Source organism: Virgibacillus tibetensis (genome assembly GCF_036026595.1).
Taxonomy (GTDB): domain Bacteria; phylum Bacillota; class Bacilli; order Bacillales; family Amphibacillaceae; genus Virgibacillus_P; species Virgibacillus_P tibetensis.
Genome location: NZ_JARZFX010000004.1, coordinates 111,061 through 134,118 on the forward strand (window position 1 = coordinate 111,061; position 23,058 = coordinate 134,118).

General features: G+C 38.0%; 24 protein-coding genes. 15 read left to right on the forward strand and 9 right to left on the reverse strand.

The window, feature by feature from the left end; genetic code table 11:
- Positions 1–48 precede the first annotated feature (48 nt).
- Complete coding sequence (locus tag QGM71_RS10535; RefSeq protein ID WP_327607506.1) at positions 49–1,521, reverse strand: alkaline phosphatase family protein; 1,473 nt, start codon at positions 1,519–1,521, stop codon at positions 49–51.
- A 432-nt stretch (positions 1,522–1,953) separates the two neighbouring features.
- On the opposite strand from QGM71_RS10535, the gene QGM71_RS10540 reads away from it, so the two are divergent.
- Together QGM71_RS10540 and QGM71_RS10545 are read left to right on the forward strand one after the other, a co-directional pair.
- Positions 1,954–2,139: a hypothetical protein gene (locus QGM71_RS10540; protein WP_327607507.1), complete on the forward strand. Its 186-nt coding sequence runs from the start codon at positions 1,954–1,956 to the stop codon at positions 2,137–2,139.
- A gap of 12 nt (positions 2,140–2,151) precedes the next feature.
- The gene (locus tag QGM71_RS10545; protein WP_327607689.1) at positions 2,152–2,328 is read left to right on the forward strand and encodes a YjzC family protein; all 177 of its coding nucleotides are present in this window, start codon (positions 2,152–2,154) and stop codon (positions 2,326–2,328) included.
- A 77-nt stretch (positions 2,329–2,405) separates the two neighbouring features.
- Here QGM71_RS10545 and QGM71_RS10550 read toward each other — a convergent pair whose 3' ends face one another.
- Together QGM71_RS10550 and trhA are read right to left on the reverse strand one after the other, a co-directional pair.
- Positions 2,406–2,576 (reverse strand): hypothetical protein, encoded by a 171-nt coding sequence (locus QGM71_RS10550; RefSeq protein WP_327607508.1) that lies wholly within the window; start codon positions 2,574–2,576, stop codon positions 2,406–2,408.
- An 89-nt stretch (positions 2,577–2,665) separates the two neighbouring features.
- Positions 2,666–3,307: a PAQR family membrane homeostasis protein TrhA gene (gene trhA, locus QGM71_RS10555; protein WP_327607509.1), complete on the reverse strand. Its 642-nt coding sequence runs from the start codon at positions 3,305–3,307 to the stop codon at positions 2,666–2,668.
- Positions 3,308–3,527: 220 nt separating this feature from the next.
- Between trhA and QGM71_RS10560 the strand changes: the two genes are divergently transcribed.
- Complete coding sequence (locus QGM71_RS10560; protein WP_327607510.1) at positions 3,528–3,737, forward strand: hypothetical protein; 210 nt, start codon at positions 3,528–3,530, stop codon at positions 3,735–3,737.
- A gap of 50 nt (positions 3,738–3,787) precedes the next feature.
- Here the strand turns inward: QGM71_RS10560 and QGM71_RS10565 are convergent, their stop codons facing one another.
- From QGM71_RS10565 to QGM71_RS10575, 3 genes are all read right to left on the reverse strand, one after another.
- A complete protein-coding gene (locus QGM71_RS10565) occupies positions 3,788–4,720 on the reverse strand; it encodes an aldo/keto reductase (RefSeq protein WP_327607511.1) in 933 nt (310 codons plus the stop codon).
- A gap of 359 nt (positions 4,721–5,079) precedes the next feature.
- On the reverse strand, positions 5,080–6,861 hold the full coding sequence (locus QGM71_RS10570; protein WP_327607512.1) for a glycoside hydrolase family 3 protein: 1,782 nt from the start codon (positions 6,859–6,861) through the stop codon (positions 5,080–5,082).
- 21 nt (positions 6,862–6,882) lie between these two features.
- Positions 6,883–7,737 (reverse strand): endonuclease/exonuclease/phosphatase family protein, encoded by an 855-nt coding sequence (locus tag QGM71_RS10575; protein WP_327607513.1) that lies wholly within the window; start codon positions 7,735–7,737, stop codon positions 6,883–6,885.
- Between the two features lie 266 nt (positions 7,738–8,003).
- Between QGM71_RS10575 and QGM71_RS10580 the strand changes: the two genes are divergently transcribed.
- From QGM71_RS10580 to QGM71_RS10595, 4 genes are all read left to right on the forward strand, one after another.
- A complete protein-coding gene (locus QGM71_RS10580; protein ID WP_327607514.1) occupies positions 8,004–8,975 on the forward strand; it encodes a TAXI family TRAP transporter solute-binding subunit in 972 nt (323 codons plus the stop codon).
- The gene (locus tag QGM71_RS10585) at positions 8,965–9,429 is read left to right on the forward strand and encodes a DUF1850 domain-containing protein (protein ID WP_327607515.1); all 465 of its coding nucleotides are present in this window, start codon (positions 8,965–8,967) and stop codon (positions 9,427–9,429) included. Before QGM71_RS10580 ends, QGM71_RS10585 begins: the two co-directional genes overlap by 11 nt.
- A complete protein-coding gene (locus QGM71_RS10590) occupies positions 9,426–11,441 on the forward strand; it encodes a TRAP transporter permease (RefSeq protein ID WP_327607516.1) in 2,016 nt (671 codons plus the stop codon). The genes QGM71_RS10585 and QGM71_RS10590 overlap by 4 nt, the downstream gene beginning before the upstream one ends.
- A 535-nt stretch (positions 11,442–11,976) precedes the next feature.
- Positions 11,977–12,504 (forward strand): D-glycero-alpha-D-manno-heptose-1,7-bisphosphate 7-phosphatase, encoded by a 528-nt coding sequence (locus tag QGM71_RS10595; protein ID WP_327607517.1) that lies wholly within the window; start codon positions 11,977–11,979, stop codon positions 12,502–12,504.
- Positions 12,505–12,544: 40 nt separating this feature from the next.
- On the opposite strand, the gene QGM71_RS10600 is transcribed toward QGM71_RS10595, so the two are convergent.
- Positions 12,545–13,330: a glucose 1-dehydrogenase gene (locus QGM71_RS10600; RefSeq protein ID WP_327607518.1), complete on the reverse strand. Its 786-nt coding sequence runs from the start codon at positions 13,328–13,330 to the stop codon at positions 12,545–12,547.
- 267 nt (positions 13,331–13,597) lie between these two features.
- Here QGM71_RS10600 and QGM71_RS10605 point away from each other — a divergent pair, with 267 nt between their 5' ends.
- Both QGM71_RS10605 and QGM71_RS10610 read left to right on the forward strand, forming a co-directional pair.
- Complete coding sequence (locus QGM71_RS10605) at positions 13,598–14,974, forward strand: DUF2254 domain-containing protein (protein ID WP_327607519.1); 1,377 nt, start codon at positions 13,598–13,600, stop codon at positions 14,972–14,974.
- A gap of 74 nt (positions 14,975–15,048) precedes the next feature.
- A complete protein-coding gene (locus tag QGM71_RS10610; protein ID WP_327607520.1) occupies positions 15,049–15,471 on the forward strand; it encodes a pyridoxamine 5'-phosphate oxidase family protein in 423 nt (140 codons plus the stop codon).
- 153 nt (positions 15,472–15,624) lie between these two features.
- On the opposite strand, the gene QGM71_RS10615 is transcribed toward QGM71_RS10610, so the two are convergent.
- Positions 15,625–16,080 (reverse strand): hypothetical protein, encoded by a 456-nt coding sequence (locus tag QGM71_RS10615; RefSeq protein ID WP_327607521.1) that lies wholly within the window; start codon positions 16,078–16,080, stop codon positions 15,625–15,627.
- Positions 16,081–16,265: 185 nt separating this feature from the next.
- On the opposite strand from QGM71_RS10615, the gene QGM71_RS10620 reads away from it, so the two are divergent.
- The 4 genes from QGM71_RS10620 to QGM71_RS10635 all read left to right on the forward strand — a co-directional run bounded on the left by QGM71_RS10620 (position 16,266) and on the right by QGM71_RS10635 (position 18,822).
- A complete protein-coding gene (locus tag QGM71_RS10620; protein ID WP_327607522.1) occupies positions 16,266–16,637 on the forward strand; it encodes a CidA/LrgA family protein in 372 nt (123 codons plus the stop codon).
- The gene (locus tag QGM71_RS10625) at positions 16,630–17,319 is read left to right on the forward strand and encodes an LrgB family protein (protein WP_327607523.1); all 690 of its coding nucleotides are present in this window, start codon (positions 16,630–16,632) and stop codon (positions 17,317–17,319) included. Before QGM71_RS10620 ends, QGM71_RS10625 begins: the two co-directional genes overlap by 8 nt.
- Before the next feature lie 83 nt (positions 17,320–17,402).
- On the forward strand, positions 17,403–17,564 hold the full coding sequence (locus QGM71_RS10630; protein ID WP_327607524.1) for a hypothetical protein: 162 nt from the start codon (positions 17,403–17,405) through the stop codon (positions 17,562–17,564).
- A gap of 280 nt (positions 17,565–17,844) precedes the next feature.
- Positions 17,845–18,822 (forward strand): ring-cleaving dioxygenase, encoded by a 978-nt coding sequence (locus QGM71_RS10635; protein WP_407703017.1) that lies wholly within the window; start codon positions 17,845–17,847, stop codon positions 18,820–18,822.
- Positions 18,823–18,919: 97 nt separating this feature from the next.
- On the opposite strand, the gene QGM71_RS10640 is transcribed toward QGM71_RS10635, so the two are convergent.
- Positions 18,920–20,305: a class II fumarate hydratase gene (locus QGM71_RS10640; RefSeq protein WP_327607526.1), complete on the reverse strand. Its 1,386-nt coding sequence runs from the start codon at positions 20,303–20,305 to the stop codon at positions 18,920–18,922.
- A gap of 620 nt (positions 20,306–20,925) precedes the next feature.
- Between QGM71_RS10640 and QGM71_RS10645 the strand changes: the two genes are divergently transcribed.
- Positions 20,926–22,095: an acyl-CoA dehydrogenase family protein gene (locus QGM71_RS10645; RefSeq protein WP_327607527.1), complete on the forward strand. Its 1,170-nt coding sequence runs from the start codon at positions 20,926–20,928 to the stop codon at positions 22,093–22,095.
- 38 nt (positions 22,096–22,133) lie between these two features.
- Positions 22,134–22,985 (forward strand): transporter substrate-binding domain-containing protein, encoded by an 852-nt coding sequence (locus QGM71_RS10650; protein ID WP_327607528.1) that lies wholly within the window; start codon positions 22,134–22,136, stop codon positions 22,983–22,985.
- Positions 22,986–23,058 lie beyond the last annotated feature (73 nt).

The window sequence follows — 23,058 nt, forward strand, 5'->3', positions numbered from 1 at the left end:
GAAGGTCAACGTAGACCACCACTTTGAGCTTTTGCTACTACTCTCTTTTTATTGCACCAACAACTCAAACCAAGCTTTCAAATCTATTGTACGTAAATGATTGGGGGCGGAATTCGTACCACTGATAATCATCGATACAAGTGAATCCTGCTTATGCAATCCCCCATGACTAGCACCTCCGACGTGTGTTGGAGAACCCTCAGCCTTAAATTCATAGCCGGGCTTTGCGCTTACTACCACATAATCACCATCATGTGAATGAAAAGCAGCATGTAACCTCGCTAGGGCATCCGGGTAATTTTTGTAGCTGATTTTCTTATTATTTACTTCGATGTCCAGTATGTCATAATTCCCTTCTATAAACCATGACTGTCCATAATCATCACTAAAGTCCCCTTGAGAATGAAAGTAGAGATGTCCCTCATGAATGCCGGATAAAACGGTTATCACTTTTCCTTTTTTTAATGCAATGACATCGATTCGATTATCTTGCTGAAATATTTTTGCTATATCTTCTAAACGTACCTTTTGTGAATTAAGGGAATAAATATAGGACATTCTCTCGTTAACCCCTAGAACGATATCATCTTCAGATGTAACACCTTTTCTTAGCTTTGCAATTTGATAGGAGTTTAACAACTTTGGTAAATGAATTAATGCTTTTTTTCTATTTTTCTCAATCCCTGCCTGACCATTATCACCAAGGATAATCCATATATTTTTTTCAAATATCTCCTCCCAGGATTCATATTGGTTCAATATTCTCTGTAATTGTTTGTCTACTTTTTGGATTCCCTTACTATCCGTTCTTCCATTTTTGTGTACACGTTGATCAAAATCTGGTAAATATGTAATGGTAAAAGGCGGAAGCTTGTCTTGACTTAAAAGGTAATTTAATTCATCTACTGAAAAACGATCGTTGAATCCATGTTTTTTTGAAATGTACGTATTCTTTTTTAATGGATTTAGTGTGTGAAACAATCCATAGGAGAATAAATCCGGTATATACGTTTTCATTTCCTTATTTAAACCTGTTATAAACGATAGGAGAAATGGTATTTTCAATTGATCAGGCTTGCTCCCTCTGTATAATAAGGCATTAATAGACGCCGTTTGAATCCCCTTATCTTTTAACGTTTCGTGAATAGTTTGATGCTGCTTGCTTAAATGTTCATGATTTAAATTATAAAAAACATCAGTAAGAGATTGCTTTATTCCCAATTTAAATAGCTCTGTACCGCTACTTCCATAATTTATAATTCTATTTTCCTTTTTATTAAACCAAACCAATCCCGGAACTTTGTGTTTATCACAATATACCCCTGTTAATAACGAACTGTCGACATTGACAGACATAGTTGGAAAGGGACAAACTAAATCCGGATAATACTGTCCATTTTCCATAAAGAATTTTAACGCAGGGATTTTTTCTTCTTCTAATGCTGCTTGTATGGAAACATCCATTAATGTATCAATCATTAGCAGGATAACGTTTTTCTTTTGAGGATTCAATGACGGCATACTTAATTTTCCTTTCTAGTAAAAGCACTTTTGTTTTCTTGTTAGTATGAAATACTATGTAAAAATTTAGAACAAAACTTGATGTAATTACTTCTAATAGAAGTCTTGCTTAACAAATATATAGTTGAATTTATACCTTGGTGGTGTTATGAGGGATATATGTACCCGCCCCCCCAATAATAGATGGGATTTATGTTTGCCCATCTTCTTTAAGGCGGATTAATATAGGTCATGATCTAAGGCATCAAAAAATGACACTTCATCATTTGAATAAAAATATTTATTCATCATTTTACCCAACCTCTTCATTTAGATACGCAAATACATATTATTTAATGGAAAACACAGGGCTGTATAATTTGGGTCGACTTATAAAAACTATAATGGATTCGAAAAGGTATTTTCAGAATCCAATGAAGGGTGGTGAATACAATGAATAACCGTGGCATGATGACTTTGCTAACGATCGGAGCTGCTGGTGCCGCAATTTATGGGGTTACTAGAGGAGTCCAAAATGGAACATTTCAAAAGTTGCCTCAAACCATTTCAAATGCACTAAATAACCAAAACGCTCAACAAATAACCGAACCATTACAAAATATGATGGGCAACAATTAACTTGACTAATGCATTGGGGCAAGGACAGGTGTATATAAAGAAATTGGTGAGACGGGCACGAGTGTAAGCGATCCGAAGATAGTTACGCTTAAGGTTGGAGAGAAATTTCCGCAAACCTCAAACCAGAACCGCTTTGGACAAATGAGAAAAACTGATTATAAAAAGGATATACCTGTTATCGATGGATAATAACGGACTTTAAGACAAAAGAAAGCATCTGTGCAAGTGATGAGTGATCACCATGCTGCAGATGCTTTTGTTAGGTGCTAGCCCATTTTTCTGGGCGTGGTATTTGGTTTCTTTGTTTGTTGGCTTTGCATGCGGTGATTGGAACTGTTCATGTTCGTTTTATTGCTGTTGTTTTTTTGTGCTTGTTTTTTTCTTTCCAGTTGCTGCTTAACAATTTCCTGCATACTTAGTTTTTTCTCGTTAGACATTCAAGTGTCTCCTCTACAATTTCTGTTACTTTCTTTATTATAATACAAAAAACAATTATATAGCTATTTTTTTCTAGTTGTTGCCTGTGTTAGGGCAATAAAAAGAGTAATACACAAAAGAAGTGTGCCGTAGTCCCTGCTATTACAAATAAATGCCATACAGCATGGTGGTATTTAAAACCTCTCCAAACATAGAATATAGCCCCAAATGTATAACAAACGCCACCAATCACAAACAGAATAAGTCCGTTAATATTTAAATTTTCGACAATCTGATTCCAGCCCATGGTAACCATCCATCCCATAGCTATGTAAAGAATAGTCGAAGTGAATAGATATTTTTTTACAAAATAGGCCTTAAATACGGTACCTGCTATAGCAAGTCCCCATATAATTCCAAACATCGTCCAGCCTAATGCACCTTGTATGATAATAAATGTAAATGGTGTGTATGTTCCTGCAATAAATAAGTAAATGGATGCGTGGTCAAATATTTCGAATAAGTCTTTTGCTTTACCTTGAGGAAGCGCATGTACCATGGTAGATGACAAATACAGAATAACCATTGTGGATCCAAATATAGTGAAGCTGACAACGTGCCAGGCATTTCCATAGAGTGACGAATAAACGATTAATACAACTAAACCTGCAATGCTTAAGACTGCTCCAATTCCATGTGTTATCGCATTTGCGATTTCCTCACCCTTTGAAAAGGTGTGTGTTTCTGCCAATTAGATCATTCCTTACTCTATTAAAGTTGGTTACTAAGATCACCTAATCCTGTTTGAGCTAAATAATTCTCTTATACATTTTCTTAAGTATAACAGAATTATTATGAAAAGCATTTGGAGTATAACCTAACTAAAGCCTAAATAGGGATAAGTTTTCAGCATCTAAGAGATATGTTATAGTTAGTTTCAAAAGTAACTTAACTGTAAGGGGAAGTTTAAAATGTCAGTAATTGATTTCCAAGCAGCACGAAAGTGGTCTAAGATTCCTAAAGACGCACAAGAACTGCTCCTTAATAACGTGTTCTGTTCACATTGCACTGAGACAACTATCGTAGACTATACACTGCATAATAATGAATATGGTGTCCTTCTCAAAGGTAATTGTAAAAAATGCGGGGGAGAAGTAGCGAGACTTGTAGAAGATGCATAGGAGCAGAAAAGACTGACAGAACATACTGTCAGTCTTTTTGGATTAAAGTATTACTTCAAAGGATAAAGTTGATCTATAATTTGAACATCGCCTGAAGTGAGTTTTACTTCAGCAGCTTTTAAATTATTCACTACTTGCTTTGAGTTTCGTGCACCTGGAATAACGGAATCAACCGGTTTGCGGGTTAGGTAATAAGCCAGGACAACATGGGCAACGTCTGCATTATGCTTATTGGCAATTTCCCGGATTTTTTCGACCTTAGCTAAATGACCTTCGTATTCATTACCCTGAAACTGTGGCTTTCTTTTTTGACCTTCAGAAAGTACGGTATCTTTTGTGTACTTGCCTGCTAATAGACCGGATGCTAATGGGAAATAAGGCACAAATGATATCTCATGTTCCAGTAAGTAAGGAAATAATTCCTTCTCTGCAGAACGGTCAATCAAGTTATAATTACCTTGAACAACATCCAAGTATCCGTCCTGATTGGCTTCTTTAAGTTGATCAATAGAGAAATTAGATACACCAATTGCACGAATCTTACCAGCTTCTTTTAGTCGTTGCAGTGCGCCGATTGCTTCATATTTCGGAGTCTCGTCATCTGGAAAGTGAATGTAGAATAAGTCGATCATATCTGTTTGCAGACGATTAAGGCTATCTTCTAGAGTTTGATTTAAGAATTCAGGTGAATTATCGACTACCCTGTCTGTTCCAACAAACTTATGTGCTCCTTTTGTTGCTAGCACAACTTCGTTTCTCCACTTATTTTCCTTTATCTTTTTTCCAATAATCTCTTCAGAAAGTCCCTTTCCATACAAATATGCTGTATCAATGAAATTCAAACCGCTTTCAATTGCAGAGCCAATAATATCCCCGCCATACTCCGTGTTCGTTTCTTTATTTTCTTTCCCAATTTTATTAGCACCCAACCCAATCGGATGAATGTATAAACCTGTCTTACCTAACTCGACTTTTTTAACCATTTTATCCCGCCTTTTGAGTTTTTACATATGAAATCTAACTCGAAATTAAAAAATAATAAATACGAATGCTAAAATAGCCACTTGTATTGTTACTGGCTAGCCGTATTTCCTTTTTGTTTTTGCAGCCGGTAGCCGAACCAGTTTCCGACCATCATAAATATAAAAATTATAAGAAACAGGAAGAGTTTTTCCATAGACCCTAACTCCCTTTGATTAATACAGTTATTTTTATTTTAACATTATTTAGATAATAATAGTAAAAAGCACAATAGCGTTTCTCCTAAAGTTAAAACCAAGTGGATAATCTGTAAGAAATAAATAAAGGAGAGCTGTCCATTAGTTGGGCAGCTCTCTTTTGACTAATAACTAAGGTTATATCCGAAATCATAGAGATCTGGAATGGTTACTGGTAATTGGCCCTCTGGATTTATTTCACCACTGAGTACGCGTGCCAGCGCTTCAACAGAAACTTCAAGATTCCCGTACGTAGCTAAATATGCATTTACATCAGGAAAAACCATGATGTCATAGGGGTTGCGCATGGCAGTTACGATGACAGGTTTCCCTGTTTCCATAAGAGCTTCCACCAATTGCTGTTGGGCTGTATTTGTGTTGGCTGTATAGGAAGTTACTATAATCGTATCGGCCTCAGCTGCCTGCTCAGTTGCTTCTGCAATTTGACTGGCAGAGGGACTTGTACCTGTAGCGTAACTAGTTGCCTCATAGCCTTTGTCTTGCAACAGTTCTGACAGATAACCAGGGTCTCCTAGAGAAGGACCTGTAATAAACACGCTTTCCTCATTTTGCAATGGCAATAGATCAGCTTCATTTTTCACAAGTGTTATACTTTTATTTGCTATTTCTGTGGCTTTGTTTAAGTTTTCTTCTGTACCGATATTTTCGATAGCAGCAGGGTCAGTATTCGGGTTTCCGAACAAGCCTTTTTCCATCTTTGCTTTTATAATTCTATAAACGGACTCATCCACACGGTCTTCGCTAACCTCACCACTCTCCACAGCTTCAATCATTGCATTATACGCAACTTCTACATTTGGAGGGTTGAGTAAAATATCATTTCCAGCCTTGAATGCTTCGACTGCTACGCGATTGGGCTCAACGACATTAGCACCTGACATACCGAGGCTGTCGGTAACGATTAATCCATCGAAGCCCATTTCCTCACGTAATAGATCTGTTAAGATAGGTTTTGAAAGTGTTGCTGGTAATCCTGAGTCATCAAGTGCTGGGACAACGATGTGAGCTGTCATAATTGCGTCTATTCCGTTATCTATTGCAGCTTGAAATGGTTTCAAATCAACATTGTACAAGGTTTCTAAATCATGGTTAATAATTGGCAGGCCGTAATGTGAATCAACATTTGTATCACCGTGACCAGGGAAATGCTTCGCTGTAGGTATTAGATTTTGCTCCTCATATGCTTTTACTTGGGCAACTGTTAAATCAGAAACAAGATCTGGATCTTCACTGAACGATCGAACACCAATAACAGGATTTTCAGGATTGATGTTGACGTCAGCTACTGGTGCAAAGTTCATGTTAATTCCAAGACTACTTAATTCAGTACCCATAATTGTAGCAGATTGTGCTGCGAATTCAATGGATCGTGTTGCCCCTAGTGCCATATTTCCTGGGAAAACAGTTCCTGGACTTGTAACCCGCTGCACAATTCCACCTTCCTGGTCTGTAGAGATAATTAATGGTATTGGCAATTCCTGTTCCATTGCGATGTCCTGCAAGCCATTAGACAGTGCATTAACTTGTGCGGCATTCATCGGTAAGCCGATATTATCGGTCCAATTGAAATAAATCACCCCGCCAATATGAAATCTCTCAATGGCTTCTTTGAAATTTTTGGCCCCACGGTTCATCCTGAGATTAGTATCTTCAAAGTTTGGGTCTGTCGGTGTTTGGCCATACATATGAATAACGAATAATTGGCCAATTTTCTCTTCTAACGTCATTTGATTCATTTTACTGACAATCCAGCCATGCTTAGCCTTTTCCCCATCATCCCAACCGGGTTGAGTAGGGGAGCCTGAGCTATTCGCAAAACTAATAACTGGAAAACTCATCAGGACTAGAAGAAAACTTGAAAGAATTGTAAACAATCGCTTTTTCATTGAGACTTCACTCCTGTTAAATTATTTTTCTCTTGTTAAGAGCACTTCAGTTGTTATTGGTAAATGATCGGAAGCTGTACTGTCGATAACTTGTGTGTCGGAGATGTTCCTGTCTGGTGATAAGAGAATATAATCGATACGTCGATCTGGTGAGGTTTCTGGGAAGGTATATCCGTCTCCGTTTCCTGCTGCGGCCCAGGCATCCTGGAACCTGTTAAAAAGTGGCTGCAGTTCGGGTGCGTCTGGTCTGGCGTTCATATCGCCGACTAGTATTGCGTTTTCTTGGTGAGAAATAATACTTAGCATGTCTTCTATTTGCATCTCACGAATATACGGGTCACCTCGGTAATCCAAGTGTGTTACATAAAATGGAACATGGATCCCTTTAACGTTTATCAGAACTCCTGGGAACCCAGGTGTTAAACTTGGTACAGGCTCCGCATCTTGTGTGGAGAGTCTAGTGATTTCATAATTTACAGCTTCAATTATTGGATACTTACTAAGAACAGCTAGCCCATATTGTCTTCGAGGTTCACCCTCAGTAAGTGGTGCATTGTTATAAATTGGAGCAAAGAAAGCATGCATACCTAACTTCTCAGCAAGGTACTCTACTTGATTGTCAAAATTACTGCGGGCGCCCCAATGGACATCTACTTCTTGCAATCCAATTACATCAGCCTTAGAGTCTTCGATTGTTTTAGCAATACCGTCAATATCATACCCGTTACTACCTGCTCCTCCTGCAGCAATATTATAGGACATTACTTTGAGTTCTATATCTTGGTGGGTATCTGGGCTATTTTCTGCGTTTACTGCCAGCGGGGAAATCAGTGCCATAAGTAAGACAGTAAACAAGGCAATGAGTCTTGTCTTCATCTTAATAAAACCTCCTAACTGTAGTTTTAATTCGCTTGAAAGTGTTCTTGCCTCCTCTCATAACTAGTTACTCTATTATATTAATACTAGCTTTTGGGGGATTGTCTGTATATAGTGCGATAGAAGTGAAAATTGATAATTCTGAATAAATGGAGTTCTTTTCTCCTAGTTTAAATTGTAAAATTTTTCTATGTTGGATTTACTTTTAATTTTAAAGTGCCTCATGTATAATTGGAAATTGTAAAAAAGTAAAGGAGGTTCTAATTTTGAAAATAAGAAATTTAAGCGGTTTCATAGCGATATTAGTAATAACTATTATACTAGCAGCATGCGGTGGAGAAGATAACGGTGCTTCTGGAGATGGAGAAGGTCTTGATGCAGGTATTGTGACAATAGCAACGGGTGGTTCTTCTGGTCCTTATAATATTATTGGTACAACATTGGGTGAAACATACAGCAGTGAATTTGGTGTAAACTCCAGGACTCAGACAACAGGTGCATCAGTTGAAAACGTTAATTTAATTAATCAGGATAAAGTGGAAATAGCATTTACAATGAGTGATGTTGTTAGCCAGGCAGTGTCAGGAACTGGTAATTTTGATGAGCCTATTGAAAAGGTAAATCAGATTGGTGCATTATATCCAAACTATGTACAGATCGTAACTACAGCAGATTCTGGAATTGAAACTTTCAAAGATTTAGAAGGTAAAAGAGTTGCAGTTGGGGACCAGAATTCCGGGGTAGAAGTTAACGCACGTAACTTACTGGAAGGTCATGGTATTACATATGATGATATCAGTGTTGATTATTTAGGATATGCGGAAGCAGCGGATGGACTAAGAGCGGGACAGCTTGATGCAGCATTCCTTACAAGTGGTCTGCCAAACGCATCTTTGTTGGAACTATCAGAGACATTGGATATTAGAATTGTAACGATTGATTCTGCAGATGTAGAGGAAATTGCTCAAGAAGAATCCTATTTCGTACCCATGGAAATTCCTGCAGGTACGTATGGTAATGAAGAACCAGTACAAACAGCAGCAATTATGAATGCATTAATTGTACATGCTGATATGAGTGAAGACGATGTATATCAATTAACAAAGGCATTCTTTGAAAATCTGGAAGCGTTGGAGAGCTCGCACCAAGCGGCTTCGGACATTTCCTTGGAAGCAGCACAGGAAGGCCTTGTAGCACCTTTACATCCGGGAGCAGAACGCTACTACAATGAACAATAAATGGTTTAAATGGGGCGCATGCATCATTGTGCTCCTTTTTTTACTTTTTATTAAGCTGCCAGTTATTCAATTTGACTTCGGGCAGGAAATCTATTATTTAAAAAGTGATGCCTTCCATTTGAAATGGATTCACTCCGTTGAGAAAGAAGAATGGGTGGAAATCTATCAACGGCATAAGGACGAGATTATATTAACCGAGACTTATTTCAAAACATTTGGTGCTGGAGTACCTGCAGATGGGGAAATTATTGAAAGTGAAGATGGTTATGTTCATATGAGGATAGATCGACAAATGGCTGACTTTAATCTTATTGTTTCAGAAAACGCACAAACGAAACTTGTGACGGAAGAAGCCGAAATTGCTTTATATGAGTTAACGGATGAGTATGGAAACATAAGCATATCCGTAGAGTATATCCATCTATGGGAGTATGTGGGAGGGAGTTATCTATGAAGAAGGACAACAGGGATTTAAATATAGAAAGCATTTCTAATAAGGAAAAAACAATGAGCCAGGAAGTGTTAGAGAAGTTTGATACAGACGCTAGAGTCCGTAAATTAAAAAACAGAAACATTGCTGTATTTATTTCAATTGCTGCTATCCTATATTCTGCATTTCATTTATATGTTACGTATAATCCAATGCCTGCCTTACAACAAAGGGCTATTCATATGGCAGTAGGTATGGCGCTTATTTTCCTGCTTTACCCCACGTTCAAAAAACAAGAACGTTCGCGAGTACCTGTATATGATTGGTTCTTGTTTGCGCTAAGTCTTTTGTCAGCAGGGTATCTCATCTATGAATATACCGCAATTGTAACGACTCGTGGAGGTATTCCAAATACGTTTGATATCGTAATGGGTATCTTAACCGTAATTCTAGTATTGGAAGCAGCGCGAAGAGTGACAGGTATTATCCTACCGATCTTGGCGTTAATCTTTTTAGCGTATCCATTCATTAGTCACTTTAATTGGTTGCCAAATATGCTAATGACTAGACCGTTTGATCTTGGAGATATATTTGGTCAAATGTACTTAAAAACGGAAGGTCTATTTTCTACGGCTATTGGAGCCTCTGTTCAATTTATCTTCCTGTTTATTTTATTTGGGGCATTTCTTGTTAAATCTGGCATGGGTCAATTATTTAATGATCTGGCTATGGCACTTGCCGGGAGACAAAAGGGAGGACCTGCTAAGGTAGCAGTAATATCCAGTGGTTTTATGGGAAGTATTAATGGTGCTGCTGTTGCAAATGTAGTAGGTACAGGTTCATTTACGATACCATTAATGAAGAAAATTGGTTACCATAAAAACTTTGCAGGTGCCGTTGAGGCGAGTGCATCTGTTGGGGGACAAATCTTACCTCCCATCATGGGTGCAAGCGCGTTTATTATGGCAGAGACAACTGGTATTGCATATGGAACAATTGCATTAGCTGCACTATTGCCAGCTGTGCTCTATTTTCTAGCTGTTATTATGCAAGTGCATTTCCGTGCAGGGAAGAAAAATTTAAAAGGAATACCTAAAGCAGATCTGCCAAGAGTTAAAGAAGTAATGAAGGAAAGAGGGCATTTACTGCTACCTATTGTAGGTCTTGTAGCGATGCTATATTTAAGTATTCCAATAGGATTTGCAGCTTTTTACACCATACTACTGACAATTATTGTAGCTGCATTAAGAAAAACTACAAGAATGTCGATTAAAGATGTCCTGGAAGCAATGGAAAATGGTGCAAGGCAATCTTTATCTGTAATGATTGCCTGTGCGGTGGTTGGCATCATTGTTGGGGTAGTTAGCTTAACTAGTTTCGGGACAGTAATGACATCCGCTATTACTAGTATCGGAGCAGGTTCACTATTCTTAACTTTGTTCTTTACGATGATTGCATCCATGCTCTTAGGAATGGGACTACCATCTATTCCAGCATATATTATCACTGCAACTATGACAGCTCCAGCTTTGGCGGAGTTTGGCATTCCTGTGCTAGTTGCACATATGTTTGTTTTCTATTTTGGAATTTTTGCCAACATTACACCACCGGTTGCATTGGCAGCTTTCGCTGGTGCTGGTATTTCCGGAGGAGACCCTATGCGGACAGGTTTTCACGCACTGAAATTATCGCTGGCAGGGTTTATTATTCCGTATTTATTCGTATATAACCCAGCAATGCTCATGATTGATACGACAGGTGTAGCAGTCACAGCAACAGAATTCGGGTTTCCGTCCGTTATATCAATTGTAACAATTACCGTTACATCCTTGATTGGAATTATTGCCTTAAGTGGTGCATTAGAAGGGTTCTTAATGAGAGAGATGAAATTTATATCTCAGCTTATTCTCGGAGCAGGTGCTCTAATGATGATAATACCTGAAACGACAACCGATATAATAGGAATTGTTATTGTTATCACTATGTTTGCTATTAATTATATACAAAATAAGAAGAGCTATTCAGCTGCTGCTTAGTAGTTGAAAGGTTTAAGCCGAACAGTATTTATTATGCTGTTCGGCTTTTTTAGATTAATGTTTTTCTAAAAGAATAGGATTGTACCTTACCAGTACCTGTTTTTACTCGTTGTTATTTTTGACATAAGATCTATAAATTGCGACAGGTAAGTAGTTGCTGGCATAGCTAATCACTTCGAAATGCACTACGCCCAAAGGGTTGATCGCTGAATAAACCGTGTTGAACGCGGGATAAAGCTGAGCAAGCGCTGAATCAACTGGTTCAACCGCGGAATAAAGTAAGCCGCACGCTGGAAAAAGTGAATCAATCGCTGAATGAAGTCAGGGACAGCGTTCATGCCAAACCGGTCTGCATGGCGTGCAGACCAGCTTGGACTGTTTTGACGCTCAAAGGATGGATCGCAGCCTATCCCCAGCCTTACTAATTCTATCAAGGCCTGTTTGTCAATTTCACTCTACGATAATGGAGTAATGTATAAATATATATTCAATTGCAAAACTAACCACTATCTTACTCAGAGAGCCTGGTGATGGTATGAACAGGGCAATGTTTTTAGATCGAGATGGTGTAATCAATGAGGTACTAAGTGATCGAGTGAAATTTGTAAATGTACCAGAGAATTTTTATTTGTTGGATGGAGTGGGGGAAGCTATAAAACTTTTCAATGATAAAGGGTTTAAGGTGTTTGTTGTAACAAATCAGGGAGGAATAGGGCTAGGATTTATGATGGAGTCTGCGCTGCATATTGTACATAACAAGATGGAGGAGGATTTAGCAGCATTTGGTGCCCGTATTGATGATATTGCCTATTGTCCACATAAGCCACATGCAAAGTGTGCATGCAGAAAGCCAAAGCCGCAAATGATTATTGACTTAGCCGAAAAACATGACATTGATTTAGCGAAAAGCTACATGGTAGGTGACCGGGAGCCGGATATAGAAGCTGGAAAGGAAGCAGGGACAACAACAATTCTTGTAGGGGATCGAAAAGAAAGTAAGGTAGAAGCAGATAAGATTTTCCCTGATTTACTTGCAGTTGCAAAATGGATAGTTAAAAAATAGGTTGACTCAAGAAATCTTAAGTCAACCTAACTTTATCTCATCAGTACTTGGATGATTGTCCACCATCAATAGGAATTACTGCTGCATTAATGAATTTTGACTCCTCTGATAACAAGTAAGCTACTAAACTTCCGACCTCATCAGGTTGTCCAAAACGTTTCATAGGATTTACACTGACAAATTCTTTTCCAGCTTCTTCCCAATCATCACCAGCCATTTGTTTTAAAGAACCTTCTACCATTGCTGTCATGATAGCGCCTGGCGCAATTGCATTGATACTCACACCGTGTTCACCATATTCAATTCCGGCATTTTTAGTTAATCCTACTACACCATGCTTACTAGCTGCGTAACCTGCCTGATTACCAACTCCACGGATCCCTCCAACAGAAGCAGTATTTACAATGGCTCCAGATCCCTGTTTTTTCATTATTTCCAGTACGTACTTCATCCCAAAAAATACGCCATTCAGATTTATATTGATTACCTTTTGAAATTCGTCACTTCCATAGTCTGCAGTAGGATTCTGTTTTCCCTCAATTCCAGCATTGTTGAAGAATCCATCAATGCGACCAAACTTTTCTATCGTGTCATTTACATACTTTTTGACTGCATTTTCATCTGAAACATCAGCAGTTATTAGCAATACTTCTGCTTCAGGTGCAACTTCTAATATACTCTTTTTCGTTTCTTCTAATGACTCACTGTTCAAATCTACCAAAGAAAGTTTTGCGCCTTCTTTAGCAATTTTTAATGCGGATGCTAGACCTAAGCCGGAGCCACCACCTGTAATAATGACTACCTTATCTTCAAAACGATTATTCATCTAATATCATCCTTCCTATTACAAGTTGATATTAGTATCTCAATGCAAAAGCTATTTATACAACTATAGTGTAAAGAGTAATTGAAGTTCACTCTATCATTATTGTAGCAGCTTACTAGTTCACTTTTATCTGACCATAATAACTTGAGGCTTTCTTTGTTGTGGGAAAGAAATGGTGTTAAGTAGTGAGTAAACGGGAAAGAACAATTATGACAATGTGAAACATACCGTTTAATGTCTAGAGTGTGTCAATAGAGGAGATTGGCTATGTTTGTAAAATTTTTACCACCATCCATACAAAAATACTTTCTCATGGGTAAACGCCAACGGCATCATGAGCTGCAGCTGACTTTATGGCGCGCACCACTTTTATATATTATTGTTGCGTTTTTTTTAGTGGCGCTTACTCTATTTCTTGATGTTGGGCTAGAATTAGCTCAATATACGACTAATTATTTTGAAGCCGAGTTTGAAACGACGAGATTGCTGATCAGTGCTCTAATTGGAGGGATACTAACATTAAGTGCATTTACACTAAATTCCCTGCTTGTTGTCTTAACCACCTTCAGTGGACAATTTTCCCCGCGACTACTTCAAAATTTTGTGAAAGACAAGCAAACCCAGCATGTGCTGGGGATTTTTAATGGAAGTTTTGTGTATGTGTTAATTATGTTTCTGTTTATAAGCAGCCATCCTGTTGAGTATTATGTAGCCGTTCCTTTTGCTACAGTTACAGTAGCGTTTATAACAGCACTTACCTTTATCTATTTCATCAATCATGCGACTGCTTGGATGCAGGTGCATAATATTACAGACACCATGAAAAGTGTTTCAAGAGAAATTATCACGGGCTCATTAAAACAGGATTTAGAAGCTTTTAGAACAGAAGAACCTGGGGACTTAATGGAAGAATACCGCAAACGAATTAAAATAGTTAAAGCTCCAGTTTCAGGTTATATCCAACTCATTAATTTTTACAAAATTATTGAAGAAGCGAAGAATGATAATATTTTGTTGAAGCTGGAGTCACGTATAGGAAGCTTTACTTTAGAAGATAACATCCTATTCTCCTATTGGGGACCAGGAGCGGATAATGTAGATGCTGATAAATATGTAAGAATGGTCCAAATGGGACATAAAGAGACGGAAATACAGGATTTACGGTTCGCCTTAAATAAACTAGGTGAAATTGCAATTAAAGCTATTGGCAGTAATGATCCCAAAACCGCCTCCAACACAATCAATCAACTAACAGACTTGCTATTAATAATCGATAAAAACATTACGTTTACACCTTATTTAGCAGATGAAGATAGACAGGTTCGATTAATTATCGGTATTGATAATTTTGAGTTTCACCTTTATCAGAGTTACGGATTAATTAGGCATTATGCACAAAAAAATTATCCCATTATAACAGTGATTATTGGCTCGCTTGGGCGCTTAGCTCAGTCTGTAAACCCTGTACATTACGAGGTAATTTGGCAATTTGCCAGAAATACCATCGACTCCATATATACCGAATTTATTTTCGATTTAGATAGAGACTTATTATTAAGCAGGCTGCGGGATCTTGCTCAAACGACTGGTCATACAGAAGAATACGCCCAAATAGAAAATCACTTAAGGAATTCGAAAATATAGCTTAGAAATTGGTGTTTATTTTTACCTGATAAAGGAATAATGTATATATCCACGTAATAAAGGAGTGCATAGTTTTGAGTCAACAAGCGATAAAAGATAAGGTTGAAAAAATTCTGGATACGGATCACGTTGGCACGATGGCGACGGTCGAAAATAAAAAGCCTCACTCGAGGTATATGACTTTTTACCATAAAGATTTGAAGCTGTATACAGCAACTAGTAAGGACACTCACAAAGCGGAAGAATTGGAACAGAACCCATATACTCATATCCTTATTGGTTATGAAGGAGAAGGGTATGGGGATCTCTATGTAGAGTATGAGGGCAAAGTTTCATTCAATAATTCCGACGAGCTGAAGAAGCAACTGTGGAATAAACATATGGAGCCATATTTTGAAGGACCTGAGGATCCTGACTTTGTCATCCTGGAAATAGAACCTATGATGATTCGACTAATGAACAAGAAAGGTGAAACTCCAGAAACATTAAAGTTATAAAAATGGACTAATACGATGAAAAGGCGCATTTCTTTATGGGAATGCGCCTTTTCATCGAGATAAGAAAGCAGAAAATTCGCTCTCTCTGACTGCAGAGCCAAGTCCAGCGTAAGCGCAGGCCATCTGACAATAAATGGGCGCCCCGCGCTTTTGTTAATTATTTAAAGGGATTTCAGTTTCTATATCTATCCCGTCCAGGATGAGTAAGGTTGCATTTTTTGCCTGATTAGTTACTTCTTTTAGATTAGAGTCTTCTTTGATTTTGTACTCAATATGAAAAGCTGCCTCAACATTAGGCTGGAAATAACCAGTGAAGCCACTCCCCATAGGGAGCATCTTCTTATAGCTTGAGTTTTCATCCATTTCCATTAACATAGCCAATTCCTCATTCGGTCTTACTACAATTTCTATTCCATAAATGTGATGTCCTGGATAATCGAACTCACTTTTAATTGGCTCTTCACCTATGTTCATTATTTTGAAATCATAACGTAGAATGTTTTCTGATTTGATAATAGTTATTTCGGAATCTGTTAATTTTAGTTTGTCAGCATGATCAAAGCCTGTTAAAAAGATACATAATAAAATTAGGGTTGCTATTCGTTTCAACTATATTCCTCCTCTCCTTTACGTGTAGTGTTGTAGATTGTTAAAAAGATTATTCCTTTTGTTTAAATATTCCTGGATTTTTGTGATCTTAATTTAGATTTTACTGCCCATAAAAGTCTGTTAACCCGATTTATTTGTTTTTTTGCTATACTAGGATTCATTAATAAGAAAATTGGAGTGACATCATGTTAAGGGGAGTAAAAGTAATTATTCATATTGCTATTTTATATGGCATTTATTTAATAGGAGATTTCGTACAGCTTTCGCTTGGACTTTTTATACCTGGTAGTGTTATTGGATTGTTAATTCTGTTTGTTTTATTGATGACAGGGGTGTTAAAAGTGACATGGATCGAAGAGGGCACGAAATTTATAATTAAGCATTTAACGTTTTTTTTCATTCCTGCTACGGTTGGTGTCATAAGTTATTTTGATCTTTTTGCTGGTAAGGGAATTTTGCTCATTCTGATAATATTGATCAGCACAGTACTAGTAATGGCTGGTTCAGGCCTTGTTAGTCAATGGCTGATGCGTAAGGAGGAGTGTAAACATGATTAATTTTAGTATTGGCTTTGGTGCAATTATTGGTACTCTCATTCTTTATCTGTTTGCATTCCAGTTTCATAAAAGGTTCAGCTATACATTTACATCACCTGTCATTATCGTAACGGTTGCCATTGTAGTAGTTTTAATGATATTTACTATTCCTTATGAGAAATATATGTTGGGAGGCGAGTGGATCAGTAAATTACTTGGCCCAGCGGTAGTAGCCTTGGCATATCCTTTATATCAGCAACGAGATATTCTGAAGAAATTGACAGTCCCAATTCTCGGTGGGACCTTTTTTGGTGCGGTTTTGGGTGTTACAACTGGCATATTATTAGCAAAATGGTCTGGAGTGGATAATATGATCATTTACTCCCTAACTCCTAAGTCTGTTACGACTCCTGTTGCGATGGATATTGCAGACACCTTGGGAGGAGTTGAACCACTAGCCGCTGTATTTGTCATGGTTGCTGGGATAGGTGGGATCCTGGTAAGCTCTGTTGTGTTTAAGTATTCCAGTCTCACTAATTACCTCGGCCGGGGTGTAGGTATTGGCAGTGCCAGTCATGCAATTGGTACTGCAACAGCGATGGAGAACAGTCAGCTGGAAGGATCCGTCAGTACGATTGCCATGGTAGTCAGTGCCGTTATTGTATCAGTCATTACACCAGGGCTGATATGGCTTTTATTATAAGTTTTTTTATCTCTAAAATAGTGCATAAATTTTCCGGTTGTAGGGAGTATAAGGTTAAAACCTGACTATTGGAGGGACATGCCGTGGAAAACACGCTTACCACTTCAGAGTTAACTAATCTGTGGAATACCTATCTGGGTAATACAAGGTTAATGTCAGAAGTAGCAATATACGGAAAAGACACATTAAATCTCATGATTAAACATAGATTTCTAGACCATTTTCCATTGGCAAAGGGTAACTAGTAAAGTTGTTCATTTACAAAGGCAGGACGTTTCCTTTAACTAAAGGAGGCGTTTTTATTTGCGTTTTTATTAGAACTTATATGAAGTTTGCTCTAAAGTTCGTTCTCTGGCAGAAAGAGCCAAGTCCCTTTTGTTCTTATGAAGAGAGAGGAGATTTTATTAAAGACCTGATAGGAACTTATTTATAGACACAATCTTTTTTATATGTTATATTTATACTTAATTAAAGATAACTTAATTAAAGATAATAGACTAATATTTAAAAATGGAGGAATATAAAATGAACGGATTAAAAGGACTGCACCATGTTACAGCAATTACAAGCAGTGCGGAAAAGAACTACGAATTTTTCACGTATATTTTAGGTATGCGCTTAGTAAAGAAAACAGTGAACCAGGATGATATTCAAACCTATCATTTGTTTTTTGCAGATGACACAGGAAGCCCTGGCACAGACATGACATTCTTTGACTTCCCTGGCATTCCTAAAGGAGTGCATGGTACGAATGAAATTTCGAAAACATCCTTCCGTATCCCAAGTGATGCTGCAATGGATTATTGGGTTAAACGTTTTGATCGCTTGAACGTAAAGCATACAGGCATTAAAGAACAATTTGGTAAATTGACGATTTCCTTTGTTGACTTCGATGACCAGCAATATCAGTTAATCTCGGATGAAAAGAATGAAGGTGTAGCGGCAGGTACTCCATGGCAACAGGGACCTATTCCTTTAGAATATGCGATTACAGGTTTAGGACCTATTTTTGTCCGGATTGCTGATTTTAATTATTTTAAAGAAATGCTGGAAAAAGTACTGTTATTTAAAGAGATAGATCAAGAGGAATCTTTTCATTTATTTGAAGTTGGTGAGGGTGGTAATGGTGCACAAATTGTCGTGGAAGTTAATGCCGTTCTTCCTCAAGCACAACAAGGCTATGGTACTGTCCATCATACCGCATTCCGAGTTGAAGACCGTTCCGTCTTAGATGAATGGGATAACCATATCAGACGATTTGGATTTCAAACATCAGGATTTGTTGACCGCTTCTTTTTCGGTTCCTTGTACGTAAGAGTAGCACCACAAATTCTATTTGAGTTTGCAACAGACGGCCCAGGATTTATGGGAGACGAACCTTATGAAACATTGGGAGAAAAGTTATCCCTTCCTCCATTCTTAGAGCCAAAACGTGAAGAAATTGAAAAATCAGTTCGACCGATTGATACCGTAAGAAGCACAAAAGAATTTACAAAAGAATAGAATACGAAACAAGCGCAGGAATTGAAGAAATTTTCAATCCTGCGCTTTTATATATCTTATTATTGGCGGGTCGTGACGATTCAGTTCAACTTTGAAATTAAACCATGCCTCTAGGATCTATTGCTTTTTCAATTTTCTCTGAAAGTAATCCTTTTTCCTGAAGCACCTCTTTGATAGAACTGTTTTTTTCGTCCGCTTCAATACCTATTTGTGAAGCTAGGTCATAGCCTAAAATTGGACTTAGGCCGGTGACTAATGCGAGGCTGGATTCCATCAGATTAGTGCATTTCGACTCATTTGCCTGGATGCCAGTAATACATTTTTCTGAAAGGGCTGGGATTGCATTAGACAGCAACCCGATCGATTCGAGAACGGAATGTGCGATCACTGGCATCATTACGTTAATTTCTAACTGACTTGCTATTCCGGCAGTAGCTAATGCGGTTTCATAGCCAATTACCTGGCAGCATACCATATGTGTCATTTCCAAAATAGCTGGATTTACTTTTCCTGGCATAATGGTCGAACCAGGTTGTACAGGGGGTAGGGTTATTTCGGTTAATCCTGTACGAGGACCAGAGGCGAGCAGGCGCAAATCACTGGTTATTTTTATTAAGTGAATGGCCAATTCTTTCATAGCCAGCATGGTCTTTATTGCAGCATTTCTATTTTGCATATAACTGAACATACTTGCAGGTGCGCGAAATGGTGCCTCTGTACGCTTGCAAATCTCTGTGATCACTTTCTCCGGATAGTCAGGATGTGTGTTGATTAACGTACCAACCGCATTTCCACCCAGTCCGATTTCATATAAGTCATCTAAGGTGGTTTCTATCTGATGATATGCAGACTCAATCGTGCCAGCATAACCAGAGAATTCCTGACCCAAACGTATAGGGACGGCATCATGTAAATGGGTGCGGCCACTTTTCAATATGGGCATAAACTCATTTGATTTCCATTCCAATTCTTTTTGTAATTGATTTATGGCAGGGAGGAGTCTATGATTAAGCTCTTCTACAGCGGCGATATGGAGAGCAGCAGGAAAGGTATCGTTTGTTGATTGCGACATGTTTACATGATCGTTTGCATGAACAACGTTGGAAGTAAATGAACCGGAAATTAATTCTGAAGCGCGGTGTGCAATTATTTCATTGGCATTCATATTTTGTGAGGTTCCTGCCCCGGCCTGATAAACATCTACTACAAAATGATCATCCCATACCCCATCGATGACTTCTTCTGATGCTTCTATAATGGCTTTTCCCATTTCTTTTGAGAGCATGCCTAATTCCATGTTTACGGAAGCGGCTGAAGCTTTAATAGTGCCTTGCGCTTTAATGAATCTCCGAGGTAGCTGTAGTCCACTAATTTGGAAATTTTCAAGAGCGCGTTGGGTTTGTGGTCCATAGTACGCTCTAGACGGTACCAGTATTTTTCCCATCGTGTCTCTTTCGGTACGATATTTATTGGAAGAGGTCATACGTTATCTCCTTTCTAGTTTTTAGTTACGTCATTTTACGTAACTATTATTGTTTCCATTAGTAATTTGATTAACCAATTAAATATCCATAAAGGTTAACGAGATTATTTGAGTATATGTGATTTATAGTCATTGCGGATTCAGCTTTTAAAAAATTCATCTTAGCTTTAGCATTTTTTTGTGTGTTTATCCATTCGCAGTGAAAGGGTTTTTAATTCACGGATCAGAAGCGAACAACAAAACCAGCCAATACATCTTTGTTTCCTTCGAAAATAACGTAATTTCACATTTACAGTATTTCTTAAAAAGTCAGCGGAATATAGGTTCTCTTTTACTTAACATTCATATACATAAGTTAGCAGGTAGGAATAATTGGTTTATTCTCTTGACGTGCTGAATTTTTACTTGTATTGTATGAATAATCAATAGAAAGTTAATTTTTAACTTAATAAATGTTGAGGTTGCGACCCCTATATAAATAGGGAAATTGCGAATAAGTTGAACCCAATAATAAGAGTAACCCAGAATATAGCAGGCTAATGAAACAATTGTATAGGGGATAAAAAAGCGAACTAGAAAAATTAGAAATTTAATAACAGTAATAAAACCGGAGGGTTAATATGATTAATTTATTTTTAAAAACAGAACAGCAAAAGAAATGGTTTAAAATGTTACACGAAATGGAGGAGAAACTTAAAAGTAGATCTTCTGAAATTGATGAAATGGCACGCTTCCCAATAGAAAACATTCAAGATTTGGTGCAAATGGGCTATACAAGTATTATACTTCCACAAGCTTATGGGGGCGAGGGATTAAAAGCCTATGACATGGTACTTTTTCAGGAAACACTCGCTAGCTTTGATGCGAACACGGCACTTTCCATTGGATGGACTCTTGGGGTTGTTGGCGATATCTATGAACAAAAGCTATGGAGTGATGAAAATCTGGACTTTTTTGCTAAGGAAATTTTAAATGGTGCAACGGTAAACCGTTCTGTAAGTGAGGCACAAACAGGCAGCCCATCGAGAGGTGGCCGTCCGGGGACAAGTGCAGTTCGAAAAGATGGCTCTTGGGTTATCTCAGGACGCAAGAATTTCACAACTGCCTCCCCATCGCTAACGTATTTTCTAACATCCGCATGGATTGAAGAAAAGGAGAAAGTAGGTTTCTTTCTAATTCACAAGGATTCAAAAGGACTAAGCATTGATGAAACATGGGATGTAATAGCAATGCGGGGAACTGGAAGCCATGATTTAGTACTCGATCATGTGGTAGTTGATGAATCAAAACTTGTTGAACTGCCTAACAAGTCAGGAGGCGGGTTTAATGGATGGGTTTTACATATTCCGGCCTGTTATCTTGGGATTGCTCAAGCGGCACGTGACTATGCAGTAATGTTTGCAAACCAGCATTCACCAAATAGCCTGAATGGACCAATTAGCCAATTACCAAATGTTCAACAACATCTGGGTGAAATTGATTTGGAATTATCGAAAGCCAGACATCTTATTTATAGTGTTGCGGAAGCCTATGATGATGAAACACGAAGAGAATATTTATCAAATGAAGTAGGAATCGTAAAGCATGCCGTTACAAATGCAGCCATTACAATTGTCGACAAAGCAATGCGAATTGTCGGGGCTAAGAGTCTTCAACGCAGTAATCCCCTGCAGAGGTACTATCGTGACGTAAGGGCTGGGTTGCATAATCCACCCGCAGACGATATGACTATCAGAAAATTAGCAGAGACAGCGATTGAACAAGAGAAAATGAAGCATAAGAATGATTGAGTTCATCATTGAATTATTAATACAAGGGGGATTTTATAATGAAATTTAAAACGTTTTTATTGGCAGTTGTTATAGGGTCAGTCATGCTCACTCTATTAGTTGGATGTGGATCAAGTGAGAGTGCAGAAGCTGATGATTCTGAGGTACGTAAAGTGAAAGTCGCGTATGATCAATCATCTAAACCGATTTCCTGGGTAGATGAGAGTGGGAACGCAACCGGATATGATGTTGAAGTGATGAAATTAGTTGATGAAATGCTTCCGGGATATGAATTTGAATTTATTGGAACTACGAGTGATGACCTATTGATAGGCGTTGAGCAAGGGAAATACCAGGTGGGGGTTAAAAATGCCTTCTGGACAGAGGAAAGAGCGAATAAATTTATCTATCCGGAGGAATTTCTTGGATTAAGCAGTACTGGACTTGTATTAAAGAATGAAAATGAACATATTAAAACATTGTCGGATTTCGCTTCTGCTGGTTTTACATTGGCACCGATTGCGGCAAACAACGCACAATATACAGTTATTGCAGAATACAACAAGGAAAACCCGGATAACCCTGTTTTGCTTGAGGCGGGAGATACATTTTCGGTTGACGTAATTCAATGGGTGATTGAAGGTCGTGTAGATGGCGGAGTACAAATCGAGGGCCCTTTTGAAAAACAAGTAGTTGCTGAAGATGGACCGTATCATAATTTGGTTGATGAAGTTGTTTATAATGAATTTGCAGTTATCAAGACTTGGCCGTTATTCAATAAAAATGAACAGGAATTTGCAGAAGCCTATGATAAAGCAATCAACCAGTTAAAGGAAGAAAAGAAGACAAGCGAACTGAGTACGGAATTTTATGGAAGAGACTTATTTGAGGTACTGGAATCCGCAGAATAATAGATTGATATGGGGTTGTTGGGATTATGATTCACCCCAACAGCCTTTAATTTAAATAAGAAGTGAAGTTAAG

What these genes read in the sequence shown, in the direction of transcription:
- QGM71_RS10645 (WP_327607527.1), top strand. Translation starts at nt 20,926, where the DNA reads ATGATTAATTTATTTTTAAAAACAGAACAGCAAAAGAAATGGTTTAAA.
- QGM71_RS10600 (WP_327607518.1), bottom strand. Translation starts at nt 13,330, where the DNA reads ATGAATAATCGTTTTGAAGATAAGGTAGTCATTATTACAGGTGGTGGC.
- QGM71_RS10540 (WP_327607507.1), top strand. Translation starts at nt 1,954, where the DNA reads ATGAATAACCGTGGCATGATGACTTTGCTAACGATCGGAGCTGCTGGT.
- QGM71_RS10605 (WP_327607519.1), top strand. Translation starts at nt 13,598, where the DNA reads ATGTTTGTAAAATTTTTACCACCATCCATACAAAAATACTTTCTCATG.
- QGM71_RS10535 (WP_327607506.1), bottom strand. Translation starts at nt 1,521, where the DNA reads ATGCCGTCATTGAATCCTCAAAAGAAAAACGTTATCCTGCTAATGATT.
- QGM71_RS10635 (WP_407703017.1), top strand. Translation starts at nt 17,845, where the DNA reads ATGAACGGATTAAAAGGACTGCACCATGTTACAGCAATTACAAGCAGT.
- QGM71_RS10560 (WP_327607510.1), top strand. Translation starts at nt 3,528, where the DNA reads ATGTCAGTAATTGATTTCCAAGCAGCACGAAAGTGGTCTAAGATTCCT.
- QGM71_RS10565 (WP_327607511.1), bottom strand. Translation starts at nt 4,720, where the DNA reads ATGGTTAAAAAAGTCGAGTTAGGTAAGACAGGTTTATACATTCATCCG.
- QGM71_RS10650 (WP_327607528.1), top strand. Translation starts at nt 22,134, where the DNA reads ATGAAATTTAAAACGTTTTTATTGGCAGTTGTTATAGGGTCAGTCATG.
- QGM71_RS10620 (WP_327607522.1), top strand. Translation starts at nt 16,266, where the DNA reads ATGTTAAGGGGAGTAAAAGTAATTATTCATATTGCTATTTTATATGGC.
- QGM71_RS10575 (WP_327607513.1), bottom strand. Translation starts at nt 7,737, where the DNA reads ATGAAGACAAGACTCATTGCCTTGTTTACTGTCTTACTTATGGCACTG.
- QGM71_RS10590 (WP_327607516.1), top strand. Translation starts at nt 9,426, where the DNA reads ATGAAGAAGGACAACAGGGATTTAAATATAGAAAGCATTTCTAATAAG.
- QGM71_RS10585 (WP_327607515.1), top strand. Translation starts at nt 8,965, where the DNA reads ATGAACAATAAATGGTTTAAATGGGGCGCATGCATCATTGTGCTCCTT.
- QGM71_RS10550 (WP_327607508.1), bottom strand. Translation starts at nt 2,576, where the DNA reads ATGTCTAACGAGAAAAAACTAAGTATGCAGGAAATTGTTAAGCAGCAA.
- QGM71_RS10640 (WP_327607526.1), bottom strand. Translation starts at nt 20,305, where the DNA reads ATGACCTCTTCCAATAAATATCGTACCGAAAGAGACACGATGGGAAAA.
- QGM71_RS10625 (WP_327607523.1), top strand. Translation starts at nt 16,630, where the DNA reads ATGATTAATTTTAGTATTGGCTTTGGTGCAATTATTGGTACTCTCATT.
- QGM71_RS10570 (WP_327607512.1), bottom strand. Translation starts at nt 6,861, where the DNA reads ATGAAAAAGCGATTGTTTACAATTCTTTCAAGTTTTCTTCTAGTCCTG.
- QGM71_RS10595 (WP_327607517.1), top strand. Translation starts at nt 11,977, where the DNA reads ATGAACAGGGCAATGTTTTTAGATCGAGATGGTGTAATCAATGAGGTA.